Source organism: Actinomycetota bacterium, assembly GCA_005888325.1.
Classification (GTDB): domain Bacteria; phylum Actinomycetota; class Acidimicrobiia; order Acidimicrobiales; family AC-14; genus AC-14.
Window position 1 is genome coordinate 1 of sequence record VAWU01000014.1, and the last position, 26,111, is coordinate 26,111.

General features: G+C 70.2%; 24 protein-coding genes, 2 tRNA genes and 1 pseudogene. 19 read left to right on the forward strand and 8 right to left on the reverse strand.

Features of this window, described 5'->3' with window-relative positions; translation table 11 throughout:
* Positions 1-49 precede the first annotated feature (49 nt).
* Positions 50-123 (reverse strand) — tRNA-Gly (locus tag E6G06_02950).
* Positions 124-151: 28 nt separating this feature from the next.
* Positions 152-226 (reverse strand) — tRNA-Pro (locus E6G06_02955).
* Positions 227-462: 236 nt separating this feature from the next.
* Between E6G06_02955 and tig the strand changes: the two genes are divergently transcribed.
* From tig to proB, 18 genes and pseudogenes are all read left to right on the forward strand, one after another.
* Positions 463-1,857: a trigger factor gene (gene tig / locus E6G06_02960; protein ID TML93178.1), complete on the forward strand. Its 1,395-nt coding sequence runs from the start codon at positions 463-465 to the stop codon at positions 1,855-1,857.
* 15 nt (positions 1,858-1,872) lie between these two features.
* Positions 1,873-2,505 (forward strand): ATP-dependent Clp protease proteolytic subunit, encoded by a 633-nt coding sequence (locus tag E6G06_02965; protein ID TML93179.1) that lies wholly within the window; start codon positions 1,873-1,875, stop codon positions 2,503-2,505.
* Between the two features lie 21 nt (positions 2,506-2,526).
* Positions 2,527-3,801, forward strand: coding sequence for an ATP-dependent Clp protease ATP-binding subunit ClpX (clpX, locus tag E6G06_02970; GenBank protein ID TML93180.1), 1,275 nt, complete (start codon positions 2,527-2,529; stop codon positions 3,799-3,801).
* A 64-nt stretch (positions 3,802-3,865) separates the two neighbouring features.
* Positions 3,866-4,324, forward strand: coding sequence for a hypothetical protein (locus E6G06_02975; GenBank protein TML93181.1), 459 nt, complete (start codon positions 3,866-3,868; stop codon positions 4,322-4,324).
* Positions 4,212-5,636, forward strand: coding sequence for a bifunctional folylpolyglutamate synthase/dihydrofolate synthase (locus E6G06_02980; GenBank protein TML93182.1), 1,425 nt, complete (start codon positions 4,212-4,214; stop codon positions 5,634-5,636). The genes E6G06_02975 and E6G06_02980 overlap by 113 nt, the downstream gene beginning before the upstream one ends.
* Before the next feature lie 126 nt (positions 5,637-5,762).
* Positions 5,763-6,800 carry a rod shape-determining protein gene (locus E6G06_02985; GenBank protein ID TML93183.1) on the forward strand — a complete coding sequence of 346 codons (1,038 nt, stop codon included), beginning with the start codon at positions 5,763-5,765 and terminating at the stop codon, positions 6,798-6,800.
* Between the two features lie 18 nt (positions 6,801-6,818).
* The gene (gene mreC, locus E6G06_02990) at positions 6,819-7,649 is read left to right on the forward strand and encodes a rod shape-determining protein MreC (GenBank protein ID TML93184.1); all 831 of its coding nucleotides are present in this window, start codon (positions 6,819-6,821) and stop codon (positions 7,647-7,649) included.
* A 27-nt stretch (positions 7,650-7,676) separates the two neighbouring features.
* Entirely contained in the window at positions 7,677-8,192 is a 516-nt protein-coding gene (gene mreD / locus E6G06_02995; protein TML93185.1) for a rod shape-determining protein MreD, read from the forward strand.
* Positions 8,192-10,078, forward strand: coding sequence for a penicillin-binding protein 2 (gene mrdA, locus E6G06_03000; protein TML93186.1), 1,887 nt, complete (start codon positions 8,192-8,194; stop codon positions 10,076-10,078). Before mreD ends, mrdA begins: the two co-directional genes overlap by 1 nt.
* A gap of 1 nt (position 10,079) precedes the next feature.
* Positions 10,080-11,243 (forward strand): rod shape-determining protein RodA, encoded by a 1,164-nt coding sequence (rodA, locus tag E6G06_03005; GenBank protein TML93187.1) that lies wholly within the window; start codon positions 10,080-10,082, stop codon positions 11,241-11,243.
* A 99-nt stretch (positions 11,244-11,342) separates the two neighbouring features.
* Entirely contained in the window at positions 11,343-11,993 is a 651-nt protein-coding gene (gene msrA, locus E6G06_03010; protein ID TML93188.1) for a peptide-methionine (S)-S-oxide reductase MsrA, read from the forward strand.
* Positions 11,994-12,022: 29 nt separating this feature from the next.
* Positions 12,023-13,993 carry a TIGR03960 family B12-binding radical SAM protein gene (locus E6G06_03015; protein TML93189.1) on the forward strand — a complete coding sequence of 657 codons (1,971 nt, stop codon included), beginning with the start codon at positions 12,023-12,025 and terminating at the stop codon, positions 13,991-13,993.
* Positions 13,990-14,706, forward strand: a complete 717-nt coding sequence (locus tag E6G06_03020; GenBank protein ID TML93190.1) for a DUF2344 domain-containing protein — start codon at positions 13,990-13,992, stop codon at positions 14,704-14,706. The genes E6G06_03015 and E6G06_03020 overlap by 4 nt, the downstream gene beginning before the upstream one ends.
* Positions 14,707-14,721: 15 nt before the next feature.
* Positions 14,722-16,446, forward strand: a pseudogene (locus E6G06_03025) (Rne/Rng family ribonuclease).
* A 35-nt stretch (positions 16,447-16,481) separates the two neighbouring features.
* Positions 16,482-16,832: a 50S ribosomal protein L21 gene (gene rplU / locus E6G06_03030; GenBank protein TML93191.1), complete on the forward strand. Its 351-nt coding sequence runs from the start codon at positions 16,482-16,484 to the stop codon at positions 16,830-16,832.
* Positions 16,833-17,084 (forward strand): 50S ribosomal protein L27, encoded by a 252-nt coding sequence (locus E6G06_03035; protein TML93192.1) that lies wholly within the window; start codon positions 16,833-16,835, stop codon positions 17,082-17,084. It begins immediately after the preceding gene.
* Between the two features lie 41 nt (positions 17,085-17,125).
* Entirely contained in the window at positions 17,126-18,352 is a 1,227-nt protein-coding gene (gene obgE / locus E6G06_03040; GenBank protein ID TML93193.1) for a GTPase ObgE, read from the forward strand.
* Positions 18,349-19,440 (forward strand): glutamate 5-kinase, encoded by a 1,092-nt coding sequence (proB, locus tag E6G06_03045; protein TML93194.1) that lies wholly within the window; start codon positions 18,349-18,351, stop codon positions 19,438-19,440. The genes obgE and proB overlap by 4 nt, the downstream gene beginning before the upstream one ends.
* A gap of 24 nt (positions 19,441-19,464) precedes the next feature.
* On the opposite strand, the gene E6G06_03050 is transcribed toward proB, so the two are convergent.
* From E6G06_03050 to E6G06_03065, 4 genes are read right to left on the reverse strand one after another with little or no spacing between them, the layout of a single operon-like run.
* Entirely contained in the window at positions 19,465-20,277 is an 813-nt protein-coding gene (locus E6G06_03050; GenBank protein ID TML93195.1) for a PspA/IM30 family protein, read from the reverse strand.
* A 10-nt stretch (positions 20,278-20,287) separates the two neighbouring features.
* A complete protein-coding gene (locus E6G06_03055; GenBank protein ID TML93196.1) occupies positions 20,288-21,064 on the reverse strand; it encodes a hypothetical protein in 777 nt (258 codons plus the stop codon).
* A gap of 4 nt (positions 21,065-21,068) precedes the next feature.
* Entirely contained in the window at positions 21,069-23,018 is a 1,950-nt protein-coding gene (locus E6G06_03060; GenBank protein ID TML93197.1) for a VWA domain-containing protein, read from the reverse strand.
* Entirely contained in the window at positions 22,892-23,908 is a 1,017-nt protein-coding gene (locus E6G06_03065; protein ID TML93198.1) for a hypothetical protein, read from the reverse strand. The genes E6G06_03060 and E6G06_03065 overlap by 127 nt, the downstream gene beginning before the upstream one ends.
* Before the next feature lie 35 nt (positions 23,909-23,943).
* Between E6G06_03065 and E6G06_03070 the strand changes: the two genes are divergently transcribed.
* Entirely contained in the window at positions 23,944-24,705 is a 762-nt protein-coding gene (locus E6G06_03070; protein TML93199.1) for a PIG-L family deacetylase, read from the forward strand.
* Here the strand turns inward: E6G06_03070 and E6G06_03075 are convergent.
* A complete protein-coding gene (locus tag E6G06_03075) occupies positions 24,702-25,865 on the reverse strand; it encodes an AAA family ATPase (GenBank protein TML93200.1) in 1,164 nt (387 codons plus the stop codon). The genes E6G06_03070 and E6G06_03075 overlap by 4 nt on opposite strands.
* A complete protein-coding gene (locus E6G06_03080) occupies positions 25,751-26,110 on the reverse strand; it encodes a hypothetical protein (protein TML93201.1) in 360 nt (119 codons plus the stop codon). Before E6G06_03080 ends, E6G06_03075 begins: the two co-directional genes overlap by 115 nt.
* Position 26,111 lies beyond the last annotated feature (1 nt).

Sequence of the window (26,111 nt, forward strand, 5' to 3'; positions counted from 1 at the left end):
CATGGCCGTGTCTCCGAGTCTCTGAGCGGGCGAGAGCCCTTGTTCAAGGGGGAGCGGGTGACGGGAATCGAACCCGCGTCGCCAGCTTGGAAGGCTGGAGCTCTACCGTTGAGCTACACCCGCGTTGGCCGGGCTCGCGCGAGCGACCCGGTGGTCGGGGAGGCGGGATTTGAACCCGCGACCGCCTGCCCCCAAAGCAGGTGCGCTACCACTGCGCCACTCCCCGGTCCGGCCCCGGCGAGCGTACATGCCCTCGTGTTTCGCACTCATCGAAGAACCGCGCCATCCGGGGGGATCACCCCTTCTGAGCGTGCCCGTTAGAAGAAGGCGGTGGCGGCCACGGTTCGTGGCGGCTGTGCGCCGGCCGGTGCGACCGGTCGAGGGAGGCGTCTCATACTCTCCGACTGCCCGGTCAACCGCCGTGCCGTCCAGAAACACGCTCCCGGTAGAATCGGCGATCCGATGAAGACCACGGTCGAACCGCTCGAAGGAAACAAGGTCAAGCTCTCCGTCGAGGTGGACGAGCGCGAGTTCGACCGGGCTCTCGATGCCGCTTTCCGCAAGATCGCCAACGAGGTCCGCATTCCCGGCTTCCGGCCGGGGAAGGCACCCCGGCGCCTCCTCGAGGCGAGGCTGGGCGCCGAGGCGGCGCGTGCGGAGGCGCTGCGCGACTCGCTGCCGACGTACTACGAGCAGGCGCTCAAGGACCACGACGTCGACGCCATCGCCCCACCCGACATCGACATCACCGCGGGCGAGGAGTCGGGTCCGGTGGCGTTCGACGCGGTCGTCGAGGTCCGGCCCCAGGTCTCGGTGGGCGGCTACAGCGTCCTGAAGGTCACCGTGCCCAGCCCCGAGGTCACCGATGAGGAGATCGACCGTCAGGTCGATCGTCTGCGCGACCAGTTCGGCGAGCTGCAGACGGTCGGTCGGCCGGCGCGCGACGGCGACCACGTCTCGATCGACATCAAGGGCTACCGCCACTCCGAGACCATCCAGGGGCTCACGGCCGACGACTTCCTCTACGAGGTGGGGAGCGGGTCGGTGGTGCCCGAGCTCGACGAGCAGCTCCGCGGCACCAAGCCCGGCGACATCCTCAAGTTCAACGCGCCGATCCCCGGCGGCGACGAGGGTGACGACGTCACCATCCAGGTGCTCGTCAAGGAGGTGAAGGAGAAGCTCCTTCCCGACGTCACCGACGAGTGGGCGAGCGAGGCCTCCGAGTTCGACACGGTCGACGAGCTGCGCGGCGACATCCGCACGCGCATGTCGACCGTGAAGAAGGTGCAGACGCAGCTGGCCCTCCGCGAGCAGGTGGTCGATGCGATCGTGCAGCTCGTGGAGGAGGAGATGCCGGAAGCGCTCGTCGGGCACGAGATGGAGCGTCGCCTCCACGACATCGTCCACCGGCTGCAGGCGCAGGGCGCCGACCTCGAGCAGTACCTCGAGGCGATGGGGAAGCCGCAGGACGAGTTCATCTCCGAGCTGCGGTCCGGGGCCGTCGACGCGGTGAAGGCCGACCTGGCGCTGCGGGCCGTGGCCGACGCCGAGGCGGTCGAGGCCGACGATGCCGACCTGGACGCCGAGATCGCCCGCCTCGCCGAGCGACTGGGCGAGAAGCCCGCCGCCCTGCGCCGCCGCCTCGACCGCGGGGACCAGTTGCCCGCGGTACGCTCGGACATCAGGAAGGGAAAGGCCCTGGAGTGGCTCGTCGAGCACGTGGAGATCGTCGACGAGGAGGGTCGACCCGTGGATCGGGCGCTGCTCGTGCCACCAAACGCAGAAGCACCGAATCTGGAAGCACCGAACTCAGAAGCACCGAATTCAGGAACACCGAATTCGGAAACAGAGCAGTAGGAGATCACGAAGCTGATGCAGCCCGCTCGCAACTATCTGGTGCCGACGGTCGTCGAGCAGACCAACCGCGGCGAGCGGGCCTTCGACATCTACTCCCGCCTCCTCAAGGAGCGCATCGTCTTCATCGGCACTCCGATCGACGACACGGTGGCGAACCTCGTGATGGCGCAGCTGCTGCACCTCGAGTCGGAGGACCCCGACAAAGACATCAGCCTCTACATCAACTCGCCGGGCGGCGAGATCACCGGGCTCTTCGCCATCTACGACACGATGCAGTTCATCCGGCCCGACGTGAGCACCTTCTGCATGGGCCAGGCGGCGTCGGCGGCGGCGGTGCTGTTGGCCGCGGGCACCCGTGGCAAGCGCTTCTCACTCCCACACGTGCGGATCCTGCTGCACCAGCCCTACAGCGGCGCGGGCGGCCAGGCGTCCGACATCGAGATCCAGGCGAAGGAGATCCTGCGCATGCGCGAGCTCCTCGACCGGGTGATCGCGCACCACACCGGGCAGTCGATCGAGAAAGTCAGCAAGGACACTGACCGCGACTTCATCATGAGCGCCGACGAAGCCAAGGACTACGGCATCATCGACGAAGTGATCGTGACCCGCGAGCTGGCGCAGGTGCCCCAGGTCGCGGGCGTGAGCTAGAGATCCGGGGGATCGAGTCTCGTGGCCAAGTTCGGAGACGGTGGCGACCTGCTGAAGTGCTCTTTCTGCGGGAAGTCCCAGAAGCAGGTGAAGAAGCTCATCGCGGGACCGGGCGTCTACATCTGCGACGAGTGCATCGACCTGTGCAACGAGATCATCGAAGAGGAGCTCTCCGAGACCTCCGAGCTGCGATTCGACGAGCTCCCCAAGCCCAGGGAGATCTACGAGTTCCTCAACGACTACGTGGTCGGCCAGGAACAGGCGAAGAAGATCCTCTCGGTCGCGGTCTACAACCACTACAAGCGGGTACAGGTCGGCGCTTACACCGAGGCCGAGGTAGAGCTGGCCAAGTCGAACATCCTGCTGCTGGGCCCGACGGGCTGCGGCAAGACCCTGCTGGCCCAGACCTTGGCACGCATGCTCAACGTGCCGTTCGCCATCGCCGACGCCACCGCGCTGACCGAGGCCGGCTACGTCGGTGAGGACGTGGAGAACATCCTCCTCAAGCTCATCCAGGCCGCCGACTACGACGTCAAGAAGGCCGAGACCGGCATCATCTACATCGACGAGATCGACAAGATCGCGCGCAAGAGCGAGAACCCCTCGATCACGCGCGACGTCTCCGGCGAGGGCGTGCAGCAGGCACTGTTGAAGATCCTGGAAGGAACCACTGCGTCGGTGCCGCCGCAGGGGGGTCGCAAGCACCCCCATCAGGAGTTCATCCAGATCGACACCACCAACATCCTCTTCATCTGCGGCGGGGCGTTCGCCGGCATCGAGAAGATCATCGAGAGCCGCATCGGGCACAAGGGTGTCGGCTTCGCGGCCGACATCCGCCGCTCCGAGGAGAAGGAGCTCGGCGCCATCCTCGGCCGGGTGCTGCCCGAGGACCTGCTGAAGTTCGGGCTCATCCCCGAGTTCGTCGGTCGCCTGCCCGTCATCGGGGCGGTGTCGAGCCTCGACAAGGAGGCGCTCGTGCGCATCCTCGTCGAGCCCAAGAACGCGCTCGTGAAGCAGTACCACAAGTTCTTCGAGTTCGACGGTGTCGAGCTCGAGTTCTCCGACGACGCGCTCGAGGCGGTGGCCGAGCAGGCGCTTCTCCGCGGCACCGGGGCGCGCGGCCTGCGGGCGATCCTCGAGGAAGTGCTCCTCAACGTGATGTACGACCTGCCCAGCCGCACCGACGTCGGCAAATGCGTCATCGACCGCTCGGTCGTGCTGGAGAAGGTCAACCCCACGCTCGTGCCGCGCACCGATTCGACGGCACCGGCACGGCGCACGCGCGCCGCCTCGTAGCGCTCACGGCGCTCCCTGCGCTCGTGCGCTTCCGCACTTCGCACACTGGTTAGGCTTCCGCGCCATGGGCATGATGGTGAAGGGCGTGGTAATCGGCGGCGTCGTCGGTGCAGTTGTCGTGGCCGCCAAGTCGATGCAGAGCGACGAGCCGAACGACGTGGTGGCGTCGAAGATGGCTCGAACTGCCGGTGGCGCCGCGGTGGCGGGGGGCGTGGTCGGGCTCGTCCTCGACCGGCGCGCCCGACGTCGGGCCAAACGGCGCTCCCGGCTGGCCGGGGTGTCCGCCGCGGGCCTGAGGGACGCGGCGGTGAAGGCGGCCGAGGCCGCCCGTCCCCACGTCGAGCTGGCCGCGGAGCGGACGCGCGACGCGGCCGTCCGAGCGGCGGTGGCGGCCCGGCCCCAGCTCGAGCATGCCGCCGGGGTGGCGCGTGGGCAGGCGGAGCGGGTGGCCGAGGCGGCTCGTCCCAGATTGGCCGAGCTCGCCGAGCACCTCGACATGCCCACCCTCGTGGTGGTCCGGTAGCGCGCTGACCGCCGAGCTGGCCGCGTCCCTCGCCTGGCTCGACGCCCACGTCAATCTCGAGGCCGACCCGGCCCCGAGGGCGGCTTCGATGCGACTCGACCGGATGCGACGCGTGGTCGCGCTGATGGGCGAGCCGCAGCGCGCCTACCCCGTGATCCACATCACGGGCACCAACGGCAAGGGCTCCACGGCGCGCATGATCACCGCGCTGCTGGCCGCGCGCGGCCTCTCGGTGGGCACGTACACGAGCCCGGACCTCGAGCGCGTCAACGAGCGCATGGCGTGGAACGACGAGCCCATCGCCGACGAGGAGCTCGCGCAGGCCCTGCAGGCGATCGGACACCTCGAGGCGGGGCTCGACGAGGTGCCGACTCGTTTCGAGATCCTCACCGCGGCCGCGTTCGGCTGGTTCGCCGACGTCGCGGTCGACGTCGCGGTGTTGGAGGTGGGCCTCGGCGGACGTTGGGACGCGACCAACGTCGCCGACGCGCAGGTGGCGGTGGTGACGAACGTCAGCCTCGACCACCAAGAGGTCATCGGGCCGACGCGGGCCGACATCGCGGCAGAGAAGGCGGGCATCGTGAAACCCGGCAGCACGCTGGTGCTGGGCGAGACCGACCCGCACCTCGTGTCCATCTTTCGGGCCGTCGAGGCGGCGGAGGTGTGGCAGCGCGACGAGGACTTCGGCTGCATCCGCAACCAGCTCGCGCTCGGCGGTCGCCTGCTCGAGCTGCGCACCCCCGGCGCGTCCTACGACGAGGTCCTGCTGCCGGTGCACGGCGCGCATCAGGGCGACAACGCCGCGATCGCGCTAGCCGCGGCCGAGGCGTTCTTCGGTGCGGCGATCGTGCGCGACGTGATCGACGAGGCGTTTGCCGCGGTGCGTCTTCCCGGGCGCCTCGAGGTCGTCGGCCGCCAACCGCTGGTCGTGCTCGACGGCGCCCACAATCCTTCGGGGGGACGCGCCCTGGCCGAGGCCCTCGACGAGGCGTTCGGCGCGTCGGGGCGGGTGCTGGTCGTCGGCCTGCTCCGGGGGCGCGACCCCACCGAGATGCTCGTGGCGCTCGACGCCGAGCGGGCTCGCCTGGTCGTGGCCTGCCCGCCCCCGTCGCCGCGTGCCCTCCCCCCCGAGGAGCTGGCGGCCGCCGCGCACGGCCTCGGCATCGCCGCCGAGGTCGCGGAGTCGGTCGAGGCGGCGGTGGCGCGCGCGCGCAAGGTGGCCGAACCGGCTGAAATGGTCCTGATCACCGGCTCGCTGTACGTCGTGGGCACGGCCCGCGCCGCGCTGCGCGGCGCACCCACCGTGCACTGAGCCGCGCGCTCCCCGCGATCGCGGCACCTCCGGGGCGAGCAGCCGGGCCCCGGCTTGTCCACAACGTCGGACTCTCGTAGCCTTGCCCGGACCCTCCCCCCGCAGTGCGCGGAGGTCCCCTCGCGAATGGCCGACAACCTCTTCTCATCGTTCCTGGGCCGTGACATGGCGGTCGACCTCGGCACGGCGAACACACTCGTCTACGTCCGCGGGCGCGGCATCGTGCTGAACGAGCCGTCCGTGGTCGCGGTCAACGTGCGCGACGGTCGTCCGCTCGCGGTCGGCATCGAGGCCAAGCGCATGATCGGCCGCACGCCGAGCCACATCCAGGCGATCCGCCCGTTGAAGGACGGCGTGATCGCCGACTTCGAGATCACCGAGAAGATGCTCCGCTACTTCATCCAGCGCGTGCACCAGCGGCGCTGGGCGAAGCCCCGCATGGTGATCTGCGTGCCGTCAGGTGTCACCGGCGTGGAGAAGCGCGCGGTGCAGGAGGCCGCCGAGTACGCAGGGGCGCGCAAGACCCCCTTCATCATCGAGGAGCCGATGGCCGCGGCCATCGGCGCCGGCCTTCCCGTGCACGAGCCGACGGGCAACATGGTGGTCGACATCGGCGGCGGCACCACCGAGGTCGCAGTGATCTCGCTGGGGGGCATCGTCACCAGCCAGTCGATCCGCATCGGCGGCGACGAGCTCGACGAGGCCATCATCCAGCACATCAAGAAGGAGTACAGCCTCGCGCTCGGCGAGCGGACGTCAGAGGAGATCAAGATCGCGCTGGGCTCGGCGTGCCCGCTCGAGACCGAGCTGCACGCGGAGATCCGCGGTCGCGACCTGCTCACCGGGCTGCCCAAGACGATCGTGACGTCCACCGAGGAGATCCGCTACGCGATCGAGGAGCCGGTCTCGTCGATCGTCGACGCGGTCAAGGTCACCCTCGACAAGACGCCTCCCGAGCTCGCGGCCGACATCATGGAGGAGGGCATCGTGCTCACCGGTGGCGGGGCGCTCCTCCACGGCCTCGACGCCCGACTGTCGGCCGAGACGGGCATGCCGATCGTGATCGCCAAGAACCCGCTGCACTCGGTGGTGATCGGGTCGGGGCAGTGTCTCGAGGAGTTCGACGTGCTGAGACAGGTCCTGATCTCCGCCCACGAGCGGTAACGCGGCGGCCGCCGGGTCGTGGCCGTGTACCGGCGCTCCCGCCGTCATCGCTTCCTGCTCGTCCTTCTCCTCCTCACGTCGGTGACGGTCATCACGCTCGACCAGCGCGGGCAGGGATCCGACGTGCTCGAGTCGGCCCGGTCCACCGCGCGCGATGCGTTCGGGTCGGTCGAGGACGCGACCAGCGACACCTTCTCACCGGTCGGCGACTTCTTCAGCGGCGTGTTCGACTACGGCGACCTCAAGGCCGAGAACCGCCGGCTGCGCGCCCAGCTCGACCAGGTGCGATCGAAGGACGTGCTCGCGGCGGAGACCGACCGTGAGCTGCGAACGGTGAAGGCGAACGAGCACCTCGAGTTCGCGGCGCAGATCCCCGCGGTCGCGGCCCAGGTGGTCACGACGTCGCCGTCCAACTTTCAGCTCGCGGTGGAGATCGACGTGGGATCGGCCAAGGGCGTCGCGGTCGGCATGCCCGTGGTGACCGGCGCCGGATTGGTGGGCAAGGTGATCCGGGTGTCGTCGAAGCGGGCCACCGTGCTGCTCGTCACCGATCGCGACTTCAACGTCGGCGTGCGGCTCACCAACTCGCAGGACACCGGCGCGGCGAAGGGCAACGGCCCGGGCAAGCCGCTCACCATCGACCTCCTCTACAACTCGACGGTGATCAAGAGCAACGAGGTGGTCGTCACGAGCGGTCTGCAGGGAGCGGTCTTCCCGGGAGCCATCCCCGTGGGTCGGGTGCGCACTGCGAAAGCGGTTCCCAGCTCGCTGCAGCAGGACGTCACCATGGAGCCGATCGTCGACCTCCAGCGCCTGTCGTACGTCAAGGTCCTGAAGTGGACGCCGTGATGAGCGAGCACCGATGAGCGAGGACCAGTGAGAGACCTGATCGGGCCCCGGTTCAAGGTGCCCGTGCTCGTGCTGATCGCGCTCGTGGTGCACGCCCAGCTGCTGCCCGATGTGCGGGTGCGCGGCGTGCACCCCGACCTCATGCTGCTCGTCGCCGTGGCCGGGGGCATCGTGGCGGGGCCGAGCGTGGGAGCGGTCCTCGGGTTCTCGGTCGGCCTCCTCACGGATCTGCTCTTCCTCGAGACACCGCTGGGGCTGTCGGCGATGGTGTTCTGCCTCGTCGGGTACGGCGTCGGGCTGCTCCAGGCCGGCGTGCTGCGCTCGTCGTGGTGGCTCCCGGTCGTCACTGCGCTCGTCGCCTGCGCGGCCGGCGAGGTGCTGTTCGCGCTCGTCGGGGCGCTGTTCGGCGAGCGGCAGCTCGTGACCGGTCGCCTGCCCCTGGTCGCAGGGGTGGTCGGGTTGCTCGACGCGGTCCTCGCCGTCGTGGTCGTGCCCCTGGTGCGTGGTGCGTTCCGGAACCCGCACGCCCGGGCCTACGCCTGATGCGCGAGCCCGTGAGCCCCGATTCGTCGCGCCTGCGCCTGGGTGTGCTCGGTGTCGTCGTGCTGTCGCTCTTCTCCGCCCTGCTCGTGCGCCTCTGGTACCTGCAGGTGATGGCGTCGGACCAGTACCAGGCCGTGTCGACGAACAGCGTGCGGCTGGTCACGACCGAGGCGCCGCGCGGGCGCATCCTCGACCGCAACGGGGTCGAGCTGGTCCGCAACCGCATCTCCGACGTCATCACGGTCGACCGCAACGACCTGCCCATGCGCCCGGACGTGAAGTCGCGCCTCGCCTTCATCCTGGGCATCTCGAGCGACGAGCTCCAGCGCCGCATCGAGAGCAAGCGCTACAGCGTCTACAAGCCGGTGCCGATCGCCCGCGACGTCCCCAAGGAGAAGTTGATTTACGTGCGCGAGCACGCGTCGGAGTTCCCGGGCGTCGCGAACACCCGTTTGACCGAGCGCGAGTACACGCAGGGTGAGCTGGCGGCCCACGTCCTCGGGTACACCGGCGAGATCAACTCCGACGAGCTGGCCGCGCGCAAGCGGCTGCGACGGGGCTACAAGCCGGGTGACACCATCGGCAAGACCGGCGTCGAGCTGAGCTTCGAGAACGACCTGCGCGGACAGCCCGGCATCGAAGAGCTCGAGGTCGATGCCGCGGGACGGGTGCTGCGCACGCTCAACTCGCGACCGCCGGTGCCCGGCCACGACGTGAGGCTCACCATCGACATCAACGTGCAGCGGATGGTCGAGACCGCGCTGGCCGAGGGTCTCGCGGCTGCTCGCCAGGGTCAGGACCGACAGTACAAGAAGCACTTCCTCGCCCCTGCCGGCGCCGCCGTCGTGCTCGACCCGCGCGACGGCTCGGTGCTGGCCATGGCGTCGAACCCGACGTACGACCCGTCCATCTACGTCGATGGCGCGGTCGCGGAGTTCAAGCGCCTGCAGGACCCCGCCCTGCACGCTCCCCTGAACGACCGCGCGACCGAGGGGCTCTACGCGCCCGGGTCGACGTTCAAGCTCGTCACGTCGATCGCGGCGCTGAGCAAGGGCCTCATCTCCCCGAACACCACCGTCGACGACAAGGGCTCCATCAAGATCGGCAACCAGATCTTCAGGAACGCCGGCTCCGCGCCGCACGGCCGGGTGCGGCTCGACCGGGCGCTGACGGTGTCGAGCGACGTCTACTTCTACTCGCTGGGTGAGAAGTTCTGGAACGCGCGAGGGCGCTACGGCGAGACGGCCATCCAGGACACGGCGCACGATCTCGGGCTCGGCGAGGGCATCGGACGCGTGCCCGATCCCGAGATCCGCAAGCGCCTGCACGACTCGAACCCGAAGGCCTTCCCGAACGGTGGCTGGTTTCCCGGCGACAACGCCAACCTCGCCATCGGTCAGGGCGAGATGGCGATCACCCCGCTGCAGCTGGGCAACGCCTACGCCACGTTCGCCAACGGCGGCACGCTCTGGGCGCCGCGGCTGGGCACCGAGATCATCGACGCCGACGGCACGAAGGTGCGCGACGTGGCGCCACGCGCGATCCGGCACCTCGACCTCCCGCCGACCCTGCGGAACCCGATCCTCGCCGGTCTCATGGGGGCGGTGAGCGACCCGAAGGGCACTGCGCACGGCGCGTTCATCGGCTTCCCGTACGACCGCATGCCGCTTGCCGGCAAGACGGGCACCGCCGAGGTGACCAACAAGCAGGACACCGCGCTCTTCACCGCGTTCGGCCCGGCCACCAATCCCCAGTTCGAGGTGACCGTGCTCCTCGAGGAGGCGGGCTTCGGCGCCGACGCAGCTGCGCCGGTCGTCCGCCGCATCTGCGACGGTCTCATCGGCGAGCCGCTCAAGCCGATCGCCCGCGCCGGGGGAGCGGACTGAGGTGAGCGCGGTCTCGGTCTCGACCCGTTCACTCGGTAAGGACGTGCGCGCCCCGCGCGACGCAGCGGCACCGTGGCGCCACGTCGACGTGTTCCTCGTAGCGATCACGATGTCGCTGGCGGGGATGGGGCTGCTGCTCATCTACAGCGCGACCCAGCACAAGGAGAACGTCGGGGACATCAGCGCGACCGGCTATCTGAAGCGCCAGGCCCTCTGGACGGCGATCGGCATCGTCGTGATGGTGGTGACCGCGATTCTCGACTACCGCCTCCTGCGCGATCTCGCACCCGTGCTGTACGTCGGCACCGTGCTGGTGCTGGTCGCCGTGCTCTCCCCGCTCGGCACGAACACGCGCGGCGCGCAGGCGTGGTTCCAGTTCGGGTCCTTCCAGCTGCAGCCGTCCGAGTACGCCAAGCTCGTCTTCATCCTGTGCCTGGCCTCCTACTGCGCGGCGCATCGGGGCGACCTCGACTTCCGCCGCCTGGTGACGGTGCTCGCGGTGGCCTCGGTGCCCGTCGCGCTGATCTACCGCCAACCCGACCTCGGCACCGACCTCGTGTTCATCGCCATCCTCATGGCCATGCTGCTCGTCGCCGGGGCCCGTCCCCGTCACATCGCGGTGCTCACGCTGCTCGGCGTGATCGGCGTGGTCGCGGTGTTCCAGCTCGGCGTGCTGAAGCAGTACCAGATCGACCGCCTGGGCGCGTTCCTCGACCCCAAGGGCGACACCCAGCGCTCGGCCTACAACCTCAACCAGTCGGTGAACGCGATCGCCGCGGGGGGACTGACCGGCAAGGGCCTGCTGAACGGCAGGGAGACCAACCTCTCCTACGTGCCCGAGCAGCAGACCGACTTCATCTTCACGGTCGTGGGCGAAGAGTTCGGGCTTGCGGGCGCGACGACGCTGCTCGCCCTCTTCGCCCTGCTCGTGTGGCGCACCTGGCGAGCCGCCGCCCTCGCCCGCGACCTGCTCGGCACCCTCCTCTGTGTCGGGGTGCTCGCGATGGTGGTGTTCCAGGTGTTCGAGAACGTGGGCATGACGATGGGGATCATGCCGATCATCGGCATCCCGCTGCCCTTCTTGTCCTACGGGGGGTCGTCAACCATCGCCAGCTTCGCCAGCGTCGGCCTGGTGCTGAACGTGCACATGCGCCGTTTCGCCTGACGCCGGACGGGCGAGCCCCGGAACGAACGAGCCCCCCGGCTTGTTGGCGATTGACGTACCGGTAGGGTGCCTATCGCAACAACATCGAGGAGTGAGCCCATGTTCGGTCGCCACCAGACCCGCATGCCGACGGCGGAGGACGCTCTGCCGGGGCGGTCGCAACCGATGCCCGTCACCGAGACCCACCTGGTGCTGGGCACCCCGCTGACGCCGCCGTTCCCCGACGGCATGGAGACCGCCGTGTTCGGCATGGGCTGCTTCTGGGGGGCGGAGCGCAAGTTCTGGCAGGCGGACGGCGTGTACACCACCGCGGTGGGCTATGCGGGGGGGATCACGCCCAATCCCACCTACGAGGAGGTGTGCTCGGGGCGCACCGGCCACACCGAGGCCGTCCTGGTCGTCTACGACTCGGACCGCATCTCCTACGACGACCTGCTACGGATCTTCTGGGAGAACCACGACCCGACCCAGGGGATGCGACAGGGGAACGACACGGGCACGCAGTACCGCTCCGCCATCTACACCGCCTCCGACGCCCAGGCGGAGGCGGCCGAGGCCTCCCGCCGCGCCTACCAGACCGTCCTCCAAGGAGCCGGGTACGGCGAGATCACCACCGAGATCGCACCCGCGCCCGCCTTTTACTACGCCGAGGACTACCACCAGCAGTACCTGGCCAGGAACCCGAACGGGTACTGCGGCCTGGGCGGCACCGGCCTGAGCTGCCCGGTCGGCCTCCAGACCGGGGACTGAGCCCCTCCCGGGTACACTGGGCCGCACACATGACGTCGCTTTGGCCGCGGATAGAACCGCTCCTGGCCAAGGTGCAGAAGCCCGCCCGCTACATCGGGTGCGAAGACGGGTCCCAAGCGCCGGTGCACGGTCCGCACCAGGCAGCCTGGCTTCTCGTCTACCCGGACGCCTACGAGGTGGGACTGCCCAACCAGGGGCTCCAGATCCTCTACGAGATACTCAATGAGCGGGCGGACGCAGTCGCCGAGCGCTCCTACGCCCCCTGGGGCGACATGGAAGCGCTCATGCGGCAGCGGGGCGTGCCCCTGTTCTCGGTCGACACCCACCAGCCCGCCGGCGGGTTCGACATCATCGCCTTCAACCTCTCGGCGGAGCTCGTCTACACCAACGTCCTCAACTGCATCGACCTGGCCGGGGTGCCGGTGCGAGGCGCCGATCGCGGACCGCTCGACCCCCTCGTCGGGGCGGGCGGCCACTGCGCCTACAACCCCGAGCCACTGGCCGATTTCGTCGACTTCTTCGTCATCGGCGACGGTGAGGAGGCGGTCGGCGAGATCACCGAGGTCGTCCGCGACTGGAAGACGGGCGGATGCACCGCCGGGTCGCGCGAAAGGGTGCTGCGTGCCCTCAGCCGGATCCCGGGGGTCTACGTCCCGTCGATGTACGAGGTCGCCTACGACGGCGACCGTCTGGCGGGTGTCACCCCCAAGTTCGTCGACGTCCCGGAGCGGGTCGAGAAGCGGACGGTCGTCGACCTGAACGCATGGCCGTACCCCAAGCAGCAGCTGGTACCGCTCACCGAAGTGGTGCACGACCGACTCAACGTCGAGATCTTCCGCGGGTGCACGCGCGGCTGCCGGTTCTGCCAGGCGGGCATGATCACGCGTCCGGTGCGGGAGCGCTCGGCGGAACAGGTCCGCACGATGGTGCGCGACGGCCTGCGGCGCACCGGCTACGACGAGGTCACCCTCACCTCGTTGTCGAGTGCCGACTTCAGCGGGATCGACCGCGTCGTCGCCGACATCATCAACGAGCCGGCCAACTGCAACCAGGTGTCGTTGTCGCTGCCCAGCCTGCGGGTCGACGCGTTCACCGTGGGCCTGGCCACCGAGATCCAGAAGGTGCGGCGCACGGGCCTCACGTTCGCCCCCGAGGGCGGCACGTGGCGCATCCGTCAGGTGCTCAACAAGCTGATCCGCGAGGAGGACCTCTACGAAGCCGTCGACGCCGCCTTCTCGCAGGGCTGGCGGCGCATGAAGCTCTACTTCCTGATCGGCGTGCCCACGGAGATGGACGAGGACACGCTCGGAATCGCGGAGCTGGCGCGCAACTGCGTCGAGGTCGGACGGCGGCACAACCACTCGGCGTCGGTCACCGCGTCGGTGGGGGGCTTCGTGCCAAAGCCTCACACTCCCTTCCAGTGGTTCGGGCAGAACACGGTCGACAACCTGCGGCGCAAGGTCAACCTCCTGCGCGACGACCTGCGCCGTGATCGGGGGGTGCAGCTGCGGTGGCACGATCCCGCGGCCACGCTCGTCGAAGGCATCGCCAGCCGAGGCGACCGCCGGCTGGGGCCGGTCCTCGAGGACGTCTGGCGGGCCGGCGGGGTCTTCCAGGAATGGTCGGAGCACTTCGACCTCTCCCTCTGGGAGGCCGCCATGGCACGCCACGGCCTCTCGATCGACTGGTACGTGCACCGGCACCGCACCGACGACGAGGTGCTGCCCTGGGACCACATCTCCGCCGGGCTCCACCGCGACTTCCTCTGGCAGGACTGGCAGGACGCGCTGCGCGGAGCCGGTGTCCCGGACTGCCGGTGGACGCCCTGCTACGACTGCGGAGTGTGCACCGGCTATGGCATCGAGCACCTGGTGGCCTCGCCCACCCCGCCCGCGGGCGGCAGCCAGGGCACGGGCCAGGACCTGAGCCGGGCGCACGAGGTGCCCGTCACCCTCACCCGGTCGCCGCGGGCCGCGAGCCTGGCGGGAGCGCGGCCATGAGGGTGCGGCTGCGCTACACCAAGGCGGGCAAGGTGAGGTGGACCAGCCACCGCGACCTGGCCCGGATGTTCGAGCGCGCCTTCCGGCGGACGCAGCTGCCGATCGCGTACAGCGGCGGCTTCGCCCCCCGACCCAAGGTCAGCTTCGGGCTGGCGTTGCCGACCGGGGCCGAGTCGGAGGCGGAGTACCTCGACCTGGAGCTCGTCGAGGGGACGACCGGCGACCTGAACGACGTCGACCTGACGACGCTGCCCGCCCGCCTCTCCGAGGCCCTCCCGGTGGGGGTCGAGGTGTGCGCCGCGGCCGTGATCGAGGACGGCGCGCCCTCGCTGCAGGAGGCAGTCTCGTCGTGCGTGTGGCGCGTCGAGGTCTCCGGCACGGGCCACGACGAGCTGTGCGAGAAGGTGGCGGACGTCATTGCCGCGCCGACGCTGGTCGTCACGCGCACGCGCAAGGGCAATCTCGTGACCGACGACATCCGCCCGGGCATCCTCTCGCTGCGGGTCGTCGACGGCGTCGAGATCGAGTGTGAGCTGGCCACCCAACCGCGAGCCGTGCGACCGGGCGAGCTGGTGCGGGCGATCGACCCCGGCCTCGAGGAGGCATGGGTACGCAGGACCAACCAATGGATCGGGCGCGACGGCGCGCGTGGGGTTCCCCTCGACGCGACGGACGCGCAGCACGTGCGCCTTGCAGGAGCGCGTGCACGGTGAGAAGGGACCATCGCCATGTCCGAAGCGATCTCCGAACCGCCGGTGGAGCCCGAAGCCGGGGTCACCAGCGGGTCTGACGACGCGGGCGACGCCTCCGCGCCGCCCCACAAGCCCCGTCGTCGCGGCTCACGCGGGGGACGGAACCGCAAGCGCCCGGCCTCCGGTGCGGCGGCGGTAGAGACCCCCTCGGACGACGCCGACCCCCGGCCCGAGCTGCCCGAGCGGATGAGCGAGAACCGCCCGTCGGCGGAGGCAGCCGAGCGGGCGCTGGTCCGGAAGCCGCAGATCGGCGACAGCCGGCCCGCGCCCGCACGTTCCTCGCGCCCGTCGCCCGGGTCCGACGGCGACGAGGCGCCCGCGCCCGCTCGCAAGCGTCGCCGGCGCGGCGGGCGGGGCCGGAGCGCGGCGGCTCGCACGGCCGAGGCGGCTCGCGACGACGAGCCGGTCGAGCTCGACGAGGAGACGCTCGAGCGACGGCGCGGCCGCGAGCGCAAGGGCCGCCCGGTGGGCCGCTACCTCATGTGCGTGCACGTGCGCCCCCATGCCACCCAGATCGCCGTGCTCGAGGGCCGCAGCCTCATCGAGTTCTACGTCTCGCGCCCCCAGGACGACATCAGCCAGATCCACGGGAACATCTACCTGGGGAAGGTCCAGAACGTGCTGCCGGGCATGGAGGCCGCGTTCGTCGACATCGGCACGCCCAAGAACGCGGTGCTCTACCGCGGCGACGTGCAGTACGACCCCGAGGACGTAGTCGAGAAGGGCGAGGCCAGGATCGAGCACCTCTTGCGCGCGGGTCAGACGATCCTCTGCCAGGTCACGAAGAACCCGATCGGCACCAAAGGGGCGCGCCTCACGCAGGAGGTGTCGTTACCGGGCCGCTTCGTCGTCCTCATCCCGAACAGCACCACCTACGGCATCTCGAAGCGCCTCACCGACGAGGAGCGCAAGCGGCTCCGCCGCATCCTCGACGAAGTGAAGCCCGCGAACCATGGGCTGATCGTGCGCACCGCGGCCGAGGGCGCGACCGCCGAAGAGCTGCGGCGCGATGTGCGGCGACTCCTCCGTCAATGGGAGTCGATCGAGGCCGTGGCGAAGCGGTCGAAGTCGCCGGCTCTCCTCTATCGCGAGCCCGACCTCGCCGTGCGAGTCATTCGCGAGGAGTTCAACCGCAACTACCGGGGCGTGGTCATCGACGACGTCGCATTGCACGCCGAGGTGCAGGAGTACGTCACGAGCCTGATCCCCGAGCTGGCCGATCGGGTCGAGCTCTACGACGACGACGAGACGTTGCCGATCTTCGAGCGCCACCACGTGCACGAGCAGTTGCACAAGGCGCTCGACCGCAAGGTGTGGCTCCCGTCCGGCGGCTCGATCATCATCGAGCGCACCGAGGCCCTCACCGTGATCGACGTGAACACGGGCAAGAACGTGGGCACGTCGAACCTGGAGGAGACCGTCTTCCGCAACAACCTCGAGGCGGCCGAGGAGATCGCCCGCCAGCTGCGGCTCCGCGACATCGGCGGGATCATCGTGATCGACTTCATCGACATGGAGATCAAGAAGAACCGCGAGGAGGTGCTGAAGGCGTTCAAGGACGCCCTCGCCCGGGACAAGACTCGCACCCAGGTCTTCGAGATCTCCGATCTCGGCCTGGTGGAGATGACGCGTAAGCGCGTGTCGGAGGGGCTGGTCGAGTCGTTCTCCGGTATCTGCCCCACCTGCGCCGGCCGCGGGATCGTCTCGACGACTCGCTCCTGTAGGCTCTGCGCCCTATGTACGCAGCGATCCGCACCGGCGGGAAGCAGGAGCGCGTCGAGGAGGGCCACGTCGTCCAGGTCGAGCTGCTCGGCAAGGACGCGGGCGAGGAGGTCACCTTCCAGCCCGTCCTGCTCGTCGACGGCGACAACGTGATCACCGCGGCCGACGCCCTGGCGGGCTCCACGGTCACCGCGCGCGTGATCGGCGAGGTCAAGGGCCCCAAGATGACCGGCTTCACCTACAAGAACAAGACCAACAACCGCCGTCGGTGGGGCCATCGCCAGCGCTACGCGAGCATCGAGATCACCGGCATCGCGGCCCCGAAGAAGAGCGTCACGCTCTCCGACGAACCAGGGGACGGTTAGATGTCCAAGACCAAGGGCGGCGGCTCCACCCGCAACGGCCGTGACTCCACGTCGAAGCGTCTGGGCGTGAAGGTGTTCGACGGCGGCCAGGTGCAGGCCGGCGCGATCATCGTCCGCCAGCGGGGCACGCGGTTCCACCCGGGCGACAACGTGGGACGAGGCGGCGACGACACGCTGTTCGCGCTCACCGACGGTTCGGTGAAGTTCGGCTCGCGCAAAGGCCGCAAGCTCGTCGACGTGATCCCTTCGTAGCGCGCCGGGCGCCGATGTTCGGCCGCCCTATCCTTCGCGGCGTGTCCGGGTTCGTCGACGAAGCCGCAGTCAATGTGCGTGGGGGCGACGGCGGGGCCGGCGCGGTGTCGTTCCGCAGAGAGGCCCATGTGCCGCGAGGCGGTCCCGACGGAGGCGACGGAGGCAAGGGGGGCGACGTGTGGCTGTGCGCCGACCGCAACGTCGCGTCGCTCTACATGTTCCGCGACCATCCGCACCGCCGCGCGACCAACGCCACCCATGGCGGGGGCGGGAAGCGTCACGGCACGAACGGGCCCGACCTGGTCGTCCACGTGCCGGAGGGCACGGTCGTGCGCGACACCGACGGCGGGGTGCTCGCCGACCTGGTGAGCCAGGGCGACCGCTGGTTGGCCGCACGCGGTGGCCGGGGAGGGCGCGGCAACGCCAGCTTCCTCAGCAACCGGCGCAAGGCGCCGTCGTTCGCGGAGCAGGGCGAGCACGGCGAAGGGCGCTGGTTGCGGCTCGAGCTCAAGCTCATGGCCGACGTCGCGCTCGTCGGCTTCCCCAACGCGGGGAAGAGCACGTTGATCTCGCGGATCTCCGCCGCCAAGCCGAAGGTGGCCGACTACCCGTTCACCACGCTCGAGCCCCACCTCGGCGTGGTGCGCTACGACGAACACGACTTCGTGGTGGCCGACATCCCCGGCCTCATCGAGGGCGCGAGCGAGGGCCGGGGCCTGGGCCACCAGTTCCTGCGCCACATCGAGCGGGCGCGCGTGCTACTGGTTCTGCTCGACCTGGCGCCGGCCGACGCCCGGCCGCCCGCGGAGCAGTGCGACGTGTTGCTTCGGGAGCTGGGTCGTTACCGCCCCGAGCTCCTCGAGCGGCCGCGGATGGTCGTCGGCACGAAGGCCGACGTGGCCCAGCTCGAGTACGCGCACCTGCGCGTCTCCGCCGTCACGGGTGCGGGCGTGAACGAGCTGCTCGGCCGGCTGGCCGAGCTGGTCGCACAGGCTCGCGCCGCGCAGCCCGCTTCAGAGGCGTTCATCGTCCACCGGCCCGAGCAGGAGGGCGTGCGCGTCGAGCGCAGCGACGACGGGGCGTTCGTCGTCCTGGGCCGGCCGGCGGAGCGCGCCGTCGCCGTCACCGACCTCACCAATGCCGACGCGCTGGCATACGTGCACGACCGGCTGCGCCGCATCGGTGTCGACCGCGCGCTCGCCCGGGCCGGTGCCCAGGAGGGCGACCTCGTCCGCATCGGCGCCATGTCGTTCGAGTACGAGCCGTGATCGTCGTCGCCAAGGTGGGGTCCTCGTCGGTGACCGACGCGCAGGGCGAGATCTCCCATGCCGCGGTCGACAAGTTCTGCGCCGAGGTCGCGGTTCTGCGCGGCCAGGACCACCGCGTGGTCATCGTCACGTCGGGCGCCATCGCCGCCGGCCTGCCCGCGCTCGGGCTCAGCGGCGCCCGTCCCACGGACGTGAACACCCTGCAGGCCGTGTCGGCGGTGGGGCAGAGCCGCCTGATGCGCGTCTACGACGACATCCTCGCCCGCCACGGGCTCGTCGGCGGCCAGGTGCTCCTCGCCCCGCTCGACTTCGTGCACCGCTCGCAGTACCTGCACGCGCGGGGTACGTTGCGCCGGTTGCTCGACCTCGGCGTGGTGCCGGTGGTCAACGAGAACGACGCGGTCGCCGACGACGAGATCCGCTTCGGCGACAACGACCGACTGGCCGCCCTCGTCGCCCACCTGGTGTCGGCCGACCTGCTCGTGCTGTTGACCGACACGCCCGGCGTGCTCACCGCGGACCCGCGCTTCGACGATGACGCGTCGCTCATCGAGGAGATCGTCGAGATCGACCACGAGCTCGAGCGCATCGCGGGCACCTCGGGCTCCGTCCGCGGGAGCGGTGGCATGGCGTCGAAGCTGGCGGCCGCGAAGATCGCGGCCTGGTCGGGAGTGCGCGCGGTCATCGCGGCTGCCGATCGCCCGGGCGTCCTGGCCGGTGCGGTGGAAGGCGAGCCCGGCGTCGGGACGGTCGTGCGCCCCCGCGACACCCGCTTGTCGGCGCGCAAGCTGTGGATCGCGTTCGCGGTGGCCGCGTCGGGCACGGTCGTGGTCGACGAGGGCGCCCGCCGCGCGCTGACCGAACGGCGAACGTCGTTGCTGCCCGCCGGCGTGATCGACGTGCAGGGGGACTTCGGGGCCGACGCGGCCGTCGAGGTGGCCGATACGAGCGGGAGGGTGTTCGCCAAGGGCCTCGTGCGTTACGGAGCCCGGAGCCTCAAGGAGGTGGCCGGGCGTCGAACCGCGGACCTGGCGGAGGGGTTGCCGCACGAGGTCGTGCACCGCGACGACCTCGTGATGCTCCCCTGAGCGATCCGCCTGCCGGCGAGACGACTAGGGCGACGGTGACGCGGCGGTGCCCGCGGCGCCCTCGTCGGGCGTCTTCTGCTCGAGCGGAGCGGTGGCCGGCTCGGGCTCGGGGGCCGCGGTGAGCCCCAGCTGCGAGCGGATCTCGGCCAGGCGGGCCTGGGCCTCGTTGTGCATGGAGGCCTGCTCCACCTCGAGCATGCGGTTCTCGACGGACTGGCCCGCCAGCTCGGAGTGCCCGAGGGCCTTGGCGTAGCGACCCTCGATCTTCAGGCGCACCTCCTCAAGGGTGGGCACGTCCTGGCCCACCGCCTCGTTGAGCGACGCCATCGCACTGTTGACCTGCTCTTGCATCTTGGCCTGGTCGAGCTGGCTCAGCAGCTTCTGACGCTCCGACAGCTTGCGTTGCAGCGCCACCGAGTTGGAGGCGACCGCGGCCTTGGCCTGATCGGCCGCTTGCGTCGACTGCACGACCAACGACTTCAGCGACTCGACCTCCTTCTCCACCGTGATGAGCCGGTTGGCGAACGACTCGGCGGCCTGCGAGTACTCGAGCGCCTTCTTCTCGTCGTTCGACTTGGTGGCGTCGTCGGCCATGAGCACGGCCTGACGGGCAGAGCGGTTGACCTTCTCCAGCTCCTCCATCGACCGGTTCAGGCGCATCTCCGCCTGCTTCTGATTGGCGATGACGTTGGCCGCCTGCTCGGTGAGCCGCCGGTGCTGGTCCTGTGCCTCCATGATCGCCTGCTCGAGCTGCACCTTCGGGTCGGCCCGCTCGCTGAGCGACATGTTGAGCTTGGCCCCGATGTACTTCCACCAGCGCCTGAGAGTCTTGAACATGAAAGGGATGCTAGACGCCGGTCGACGGTGGGGGCATCGGACGGGCCTGTCCGAGCTGAGACGATTCCTCGAGCCCCAGCCGTAACGACTCGAGCTCACCTACAACGGTGTCGACGTCGTTGCCCAGGGGCCGCACCGCGCTGCTGTCGGACGCGTTGAGCGACAGCTCGATGGCGCGGGCGACGGCCTCGTCGAGCTGGGCGTCGAGGCGGCGGAGGCGGTCGAGCGCGCCCTGGGCCACCGACCGCAGCCGCATTCCCGAGTCGAGCTGAGCCTGCAGCGCGGCGGCCGTCTCCTGCAGGTCGGGTCGCGCCGCGCCCCGGCCCAACTCCGCGCGCACGCCGTCGAGCTCGGCCTGGATCGCCGCCAGGTCGAGCTCACCCAGCGCCTCGTCGAGGGCGTTGCCCCGCTTCGCGATGCCCCAGCACTCGCGCACGCCCACGGCGACACGACCGGCCACGTCGGCTAGCCGGTCGCGCACAGGGCCCGCCTGCGTCGCGCGCACCGCGCGCTCGAAGCGTTCGTGGGCGCCCTGGGCCGAGCGAACCAAGCCCCGCCACGGGTCGCGCAGCCTGCGCGGGTCGATCGGCTCCTCCCGCTGTTTGCGAGGGAGGGCGATGGCCACGCGGGCCGCCCACGCCGCGGCGCCCACCGCGGCCGCGGCGAGCACGGGTACGCCGGCCAGGATCGCGGCCGATGCCCCCACGCCGGCCAGCACCACCGCCGACGGCGACGTGATCGCGTCGGCCATCGCCCGGGGGCGGTTGCGGTCGATGCGGGGGAGCATCTACTCAGAAGTTCGAGATCACGGCCGTGAAGACCTGGTTGATGCTCGTCGGGTCGCTCGCGTCGTACGCCGCCGCGTTGGTGGCCTCGGCGATGCGCCGGAGCACACCCAGGTCGGCGTCCTTGCCGTAGCCGATGGTGAAGATGCGTACCGGACGCGTTGACTCCCCCTCGTTGCTGTTGCGCAGGCGGGTGAGCAGGTTGTTCACGTCGGGGTTGCGGTCGTCCTCGTTCTTGCCGTCGGTGAGGAGAACCACCGCGTTGATGCGGGTGGGGTCGAAGCTCTGCCGGAGCGCGTCGTACGACGCCTGGGCGACGGTGTAGAGCGGTGTGCCGTGCTGGGGCTCGAGGCTCTGGATGGCCGCGTCGATCTGGCCCCGGTTGTCGCCGATCCGCCCGATCGGCACCAGGTCGAGATAGTCGCTCGGCTCGGTCGTGCGGATCCCGGTTGTGAAGACGCGCAAGCCCACCTGGTCGTCGTCCTTGAAGTCGTTCAGCGCCGACGTCGCCGCCCGCTTGGCCAGGTCGAGCTTCGTCTCACCCCCGCCGCCCGCGGGCTCGCCCATCGACCCCGACACATCGATGACGAGCTGCACGCGCGCCGCCTTACGCTGCTGCGCCCAGAGATCGAGGATCCGCACGAGCACCGGCGGCTCCGGCACGTCGAGCACGTTCTGAGGCTGGTTGGCGTCGACACCGTTCGCCCGGTCGATCGGCGCGCCGACCCGCACCTGCGGGTTGCCGGGTCGGAACCCGAACTTCAGGACCCGACGCTGGTTCTCGGGCTGCTTCACGAACGCCTCGAAGGCGCGGGCCGCCTGCTTCTGCCGGGCGGAGACCCACGGCGCGTCGAGGACGATGAACGGGTTGTCGGAGAAGAGCGTCCCCTCCTTGGGGTAGACCGCGACGAGCGGGACGCGCGGCTTGCGCGGCACCTCGCCGGGGTCGAGGATCCCGTCGGGATTGCCGCTGTTGTAGTCGATGACCGACTTCTCCTCGACGGCCACTGCCGACACGTAGGTGAGCGACGCGCCCCGCCGGTCGCTGCGGTACAGGTTGTTGAGGAACGTGAGGGTGATGTCGCCGTAGTGCACGACGGACGACTCGACACCGCGTGCGAACGCGTCGACCTGCGGCTGACCGAGGTCCTCGAGCGACAGGCCGCTCGTCTTCTGCGTTGCCGCGTAGTACTGGGCGATCGTCGCGGACAGCGCGCTCGTCGAGAAGTTGGGGTTGGTCTTGCCGAGCTTGAATGGACCCCATTCGGGATGGCCCTTGGCTCCCCAGCCGTTGGGGTTCTGCGCGAGGGAGAGGATGTCGGCGTAGCCGATCGGGGTGTCGGGCCAGCCCAGCGCCTGCGCCATCGGCCGCGGCATGGCGATCACGAGGGGCGTGCGCATGAACGCCTTGGAGGGAGGTGCGAGGTCGGACTGGTTCTTGTCGCGCCGCTTCTGATTGAGGATTGCTCCCCATGCGCTCGACGCGGGCGACCACACCACCGGCCGCGGTCCGTTGGCCTGCGCGTCGGGCCAGCCGTTTGCGAGCAGCTGCATCCCCACGCCGGAGGACACCTTCTGCACGCGCACGACCGAGCAGCCCCCCTTCTTCGCCGCGTCCGAGTCGTTGAAGCTGCGGGCGAGGTCGGTGAGCAGGGTGACCTTCTCGGGCGACACCGCCATGTCGACGGCCTCGCAACCCTTCGGGACGTCGTCGAGCCCTCCACTCGCACGGCCCTTGCCGTTGCCCCCGCACGCGGCGGCCAGCCCCGCCAGCAGCGTGGCCACGAGTGCGACGCGCACCGTGAGTCGCGTGGCCGGACGGCGCCGCGTCACCGGATCTCCGCCAGCGAGGCGCGCAGCGCCGCGAGCAGGCCCGACGACGGGAGGCCGCTGCCGGCCGGCAGGGGCACCGACGCCTGCACACCGCGGGCGAGGTCCTGGCCCTCGACCCGCCATCCGGCCTTGGCGAGCACCCGCCGGCCCTCGCCCCCGACCAGGCTCCGCAGGACGCCCGTCACCCGGCTGCCGGCGAGCGGGGCCAGCAGGAGGTCTGCGGTTGCCACGGGCCGAGGGTAGAGCACCACGGGCTTCTCGGTGACCTCGGCAGAGGCGATCTGCGGTCCCGCATCGGCCTCGGTCGTGCCGACGACGTCGACCTGGGCCGGGGCCGTGAGCATGTCGGTGACCGAGCCCCGGGTACGCCGCACGGCGAGCTCGAGTCCGCTCAACCAGTCGAGGTACGCGGGGTCGTCGAGGTCGTCGGTGGACACGTCGGTGCGCCCGAGGTAGGCGGCGGTCGCCTGCGCGGCCACGAGCAGGCCCACCGCCTCGTCGCGCGGATCGGGATGCCAGGGCTTGACCGGACCCCACGCCTGCATGCCGCCGATGTCAGACCACCGCTTGGGTGCGGCCTCGCCCACGCACTTCCACCCGATCGCGTTTCCGCATGCCGCGCGCAGCACCTGCTCGCGCGGCCGCTGCACGAGGAGCACGAGCGGTGAGCGAGCCACGGGCGCACCCGATGGCGCGAACAGCTTGGTGAGCCCGGCGCGCTGTCGAGCCGCGTCGACCGCCTCCGGCCACGGCGGTGTCACCAGCCAGCCGTCGAGGTCGGCGACCTTGGCCGTGCGCAGGCGGTCGGCGGTCGTGCCCGCGGGCTCCACCACGACGTCGACGCGGACGTCGCGGGAGCCGGCCAGACCGTTGCACACATCCTCGAGCTCGGTGACGCACGCGAGCCGGAGCACCGTTCGCTTCCGCGCGTTGCGCTCGTCGATGCGGTCGCGCACGACGAGCGAGCCGGCGATCATGCCGGCGGCCACGACGAAGGCGAGTGCTCGACGCATGCGGGGGAGCGTAGGCCGGTGGCTACCGTGGAGAGATGGCAGACCCCATGCGCGACTTCGCGCGACCGGTCACCGAGGAGCTGCGCCGCCTGGTCATCGTCTCGCCGCATTTCGACGACGCAGTGCTCGGTTGCGGCCAGCTGCTCTCGGCTCACCCGGGGGCGACGGTGGTCACCGTGCTCGGCGGACGCCCGGAGTCGTATCCCGAGGAGGTCACGCACTGGGATGCCAGCGGTGGCTTCGGGAGCGGCGACGACGTCGTGGCGGCGCGTCGGGAGGAGGACCGCAACGCGCTGGCGGTGCTCGACGCCACCTCGGTGTGGCTCGAGTTCTCCGACCACCAGTACGTGCCGCCCGAGACCCGGTACCACGCGGACGACATCGCGCCCGCCCTCGAGGCCGCGCTGGTCCAGCTCGATCCGACCGCGGTGTTCTTTCCGTTCGGCCTGGGCAACCCCGACCACGTTCTCACCCACCGCGCCACGCGGGTGTCCGTCGAACGCCATCCCGACTGGGCGTGGTTCTGCTACGAGGACGCCGGCTACAAGCACATTCCCGGGATGCTGGCGTGGCGCGTGTCGTCTTTGTTCCGGCACAAGCTGTGGCCGACACCTGCGGTCGTCGCCGTCGACCCGAGCCGCGAGCGCAAGCTGCGCGCGCTCGCGTGCTACGTGAGCCAGCTGCCGCCGCTCTTCCAGGACTGGGGCCTCACCGACCAGCTCGAGGCGCCGGTGCCCGAGCAGTACTGGCGTCTCCAGCCGCCACCGCCGGGCTGGGAGGCGATCGTCGACCGTTAGCCCGTCGACGGCGGGGGGATGTCGTCGGCGGTCAACGTCACGAGTTGCTCGTCGGTGGGGTTGTCGAGCTTCACCAGGCGCGAGGCCTGACGAGCAACTGCGTCCTCGAACAGGTTGCGGGCGAGACGTCCGTTGCCGAAGCCCCGCTCCCGCGCTCGGGCACCGAAGAGCGCCTTCAGCTTGGCGCGTCCCGCGTCGTCGCACTGGTACCGGTTCTGCGTACACAGGCTCGCGAAGATCTGCACGAGCTCGTCGTCGGTGTAGTCGGCGAAGTGGATCGTCTTCGGGAAGCGCGAGCGCAGCCCCGGGTTCGAGGCGATGAGCACCTCCATCTCGTCGGGGTAACCCGCCGCGATCACCACGACGTCGTCGCGGTGGTCCTCCACCAGCTTCACCAACGTGGCGATGGCTTCGTGACCGAAGTCGCCTTCGCCCCCCTGTGCGAGCGCGTAGGCCTCGTCGATCAACAGCACTCCACCGAGCGCGCTCGTGAACACCTCGGTGACCTTGATGGCCGTCTGGCCGACGTAGCCCGCCACGAGCCCGGCCCGGTCGGTCTCGACCAGTTGCCCCCTCGTGACCACCTCGAGCTCCCAGTAGAGCTCAGCGAGCAGCCGGGCGACGGTTGTCTTGCCCGTGCCGGGGTTGCCGGTGAAGACGAGGTGGCGGCTGCTCTCGGCAACGGGCAGGTTGCGCTTGCGGCGCAGCCGTTGGATCTGCAGGAGGTTGGCGACCAGGCGCACCTCGGCCTTCACCGCGGTCAGCCCGATGAGCGCGTCGAGCTCGGCGAGGACGGGCTCGACGCCGCGACGAGGGCGAGCCTGAGCCGGTGCCGCGGCGGCCGGCGTCGCCGGGACCGGACGTGGGGGCGCGTGCGCGCCGTCGAGGCCGGGGCGCGGGAGGCCCGCCAGCTCGATCGTGCGCAGCAGCATCGTGCGGTAGCTGTCCACCGCCTGGAGCTCGGAGTGGGCGACGTGGTCGTCGAGTGACGCCACCGTGTGCGCGATGCGCACGGCCAACTCGTAGTAGCGCCACGCGTGGGCGCTCAGCTCGCGACTGTCGATGCCGACCAGGATCTCGAAGAGGGTCGACGGTGACTCGAGGAAGTGCTTCTTGTCCTCCACCAGTCCGGAGCGACGCGGTCGCCGAGCGTCCTGCATTGCGAGACCGTCTCCAGCCGGGGCCCGAACGCGACGAGGAGGTTGAGCAGCTCGTCGTCGGTGTGCAGACCATCGACGTCGATGAACGCGGTCGCCAGGTTGAACGCCTCGAGCACGACGTCGCGCTGCAGCGTCGCCGCGTTGACGGTCGACACGCGGCCGGCCACCTGCGCGAGCACGGGTGCGAGCTCGTCGACGAAGCGGTCGACCGGCACCTTGAGCGCGTCATCCGATGTCGTGGGCACG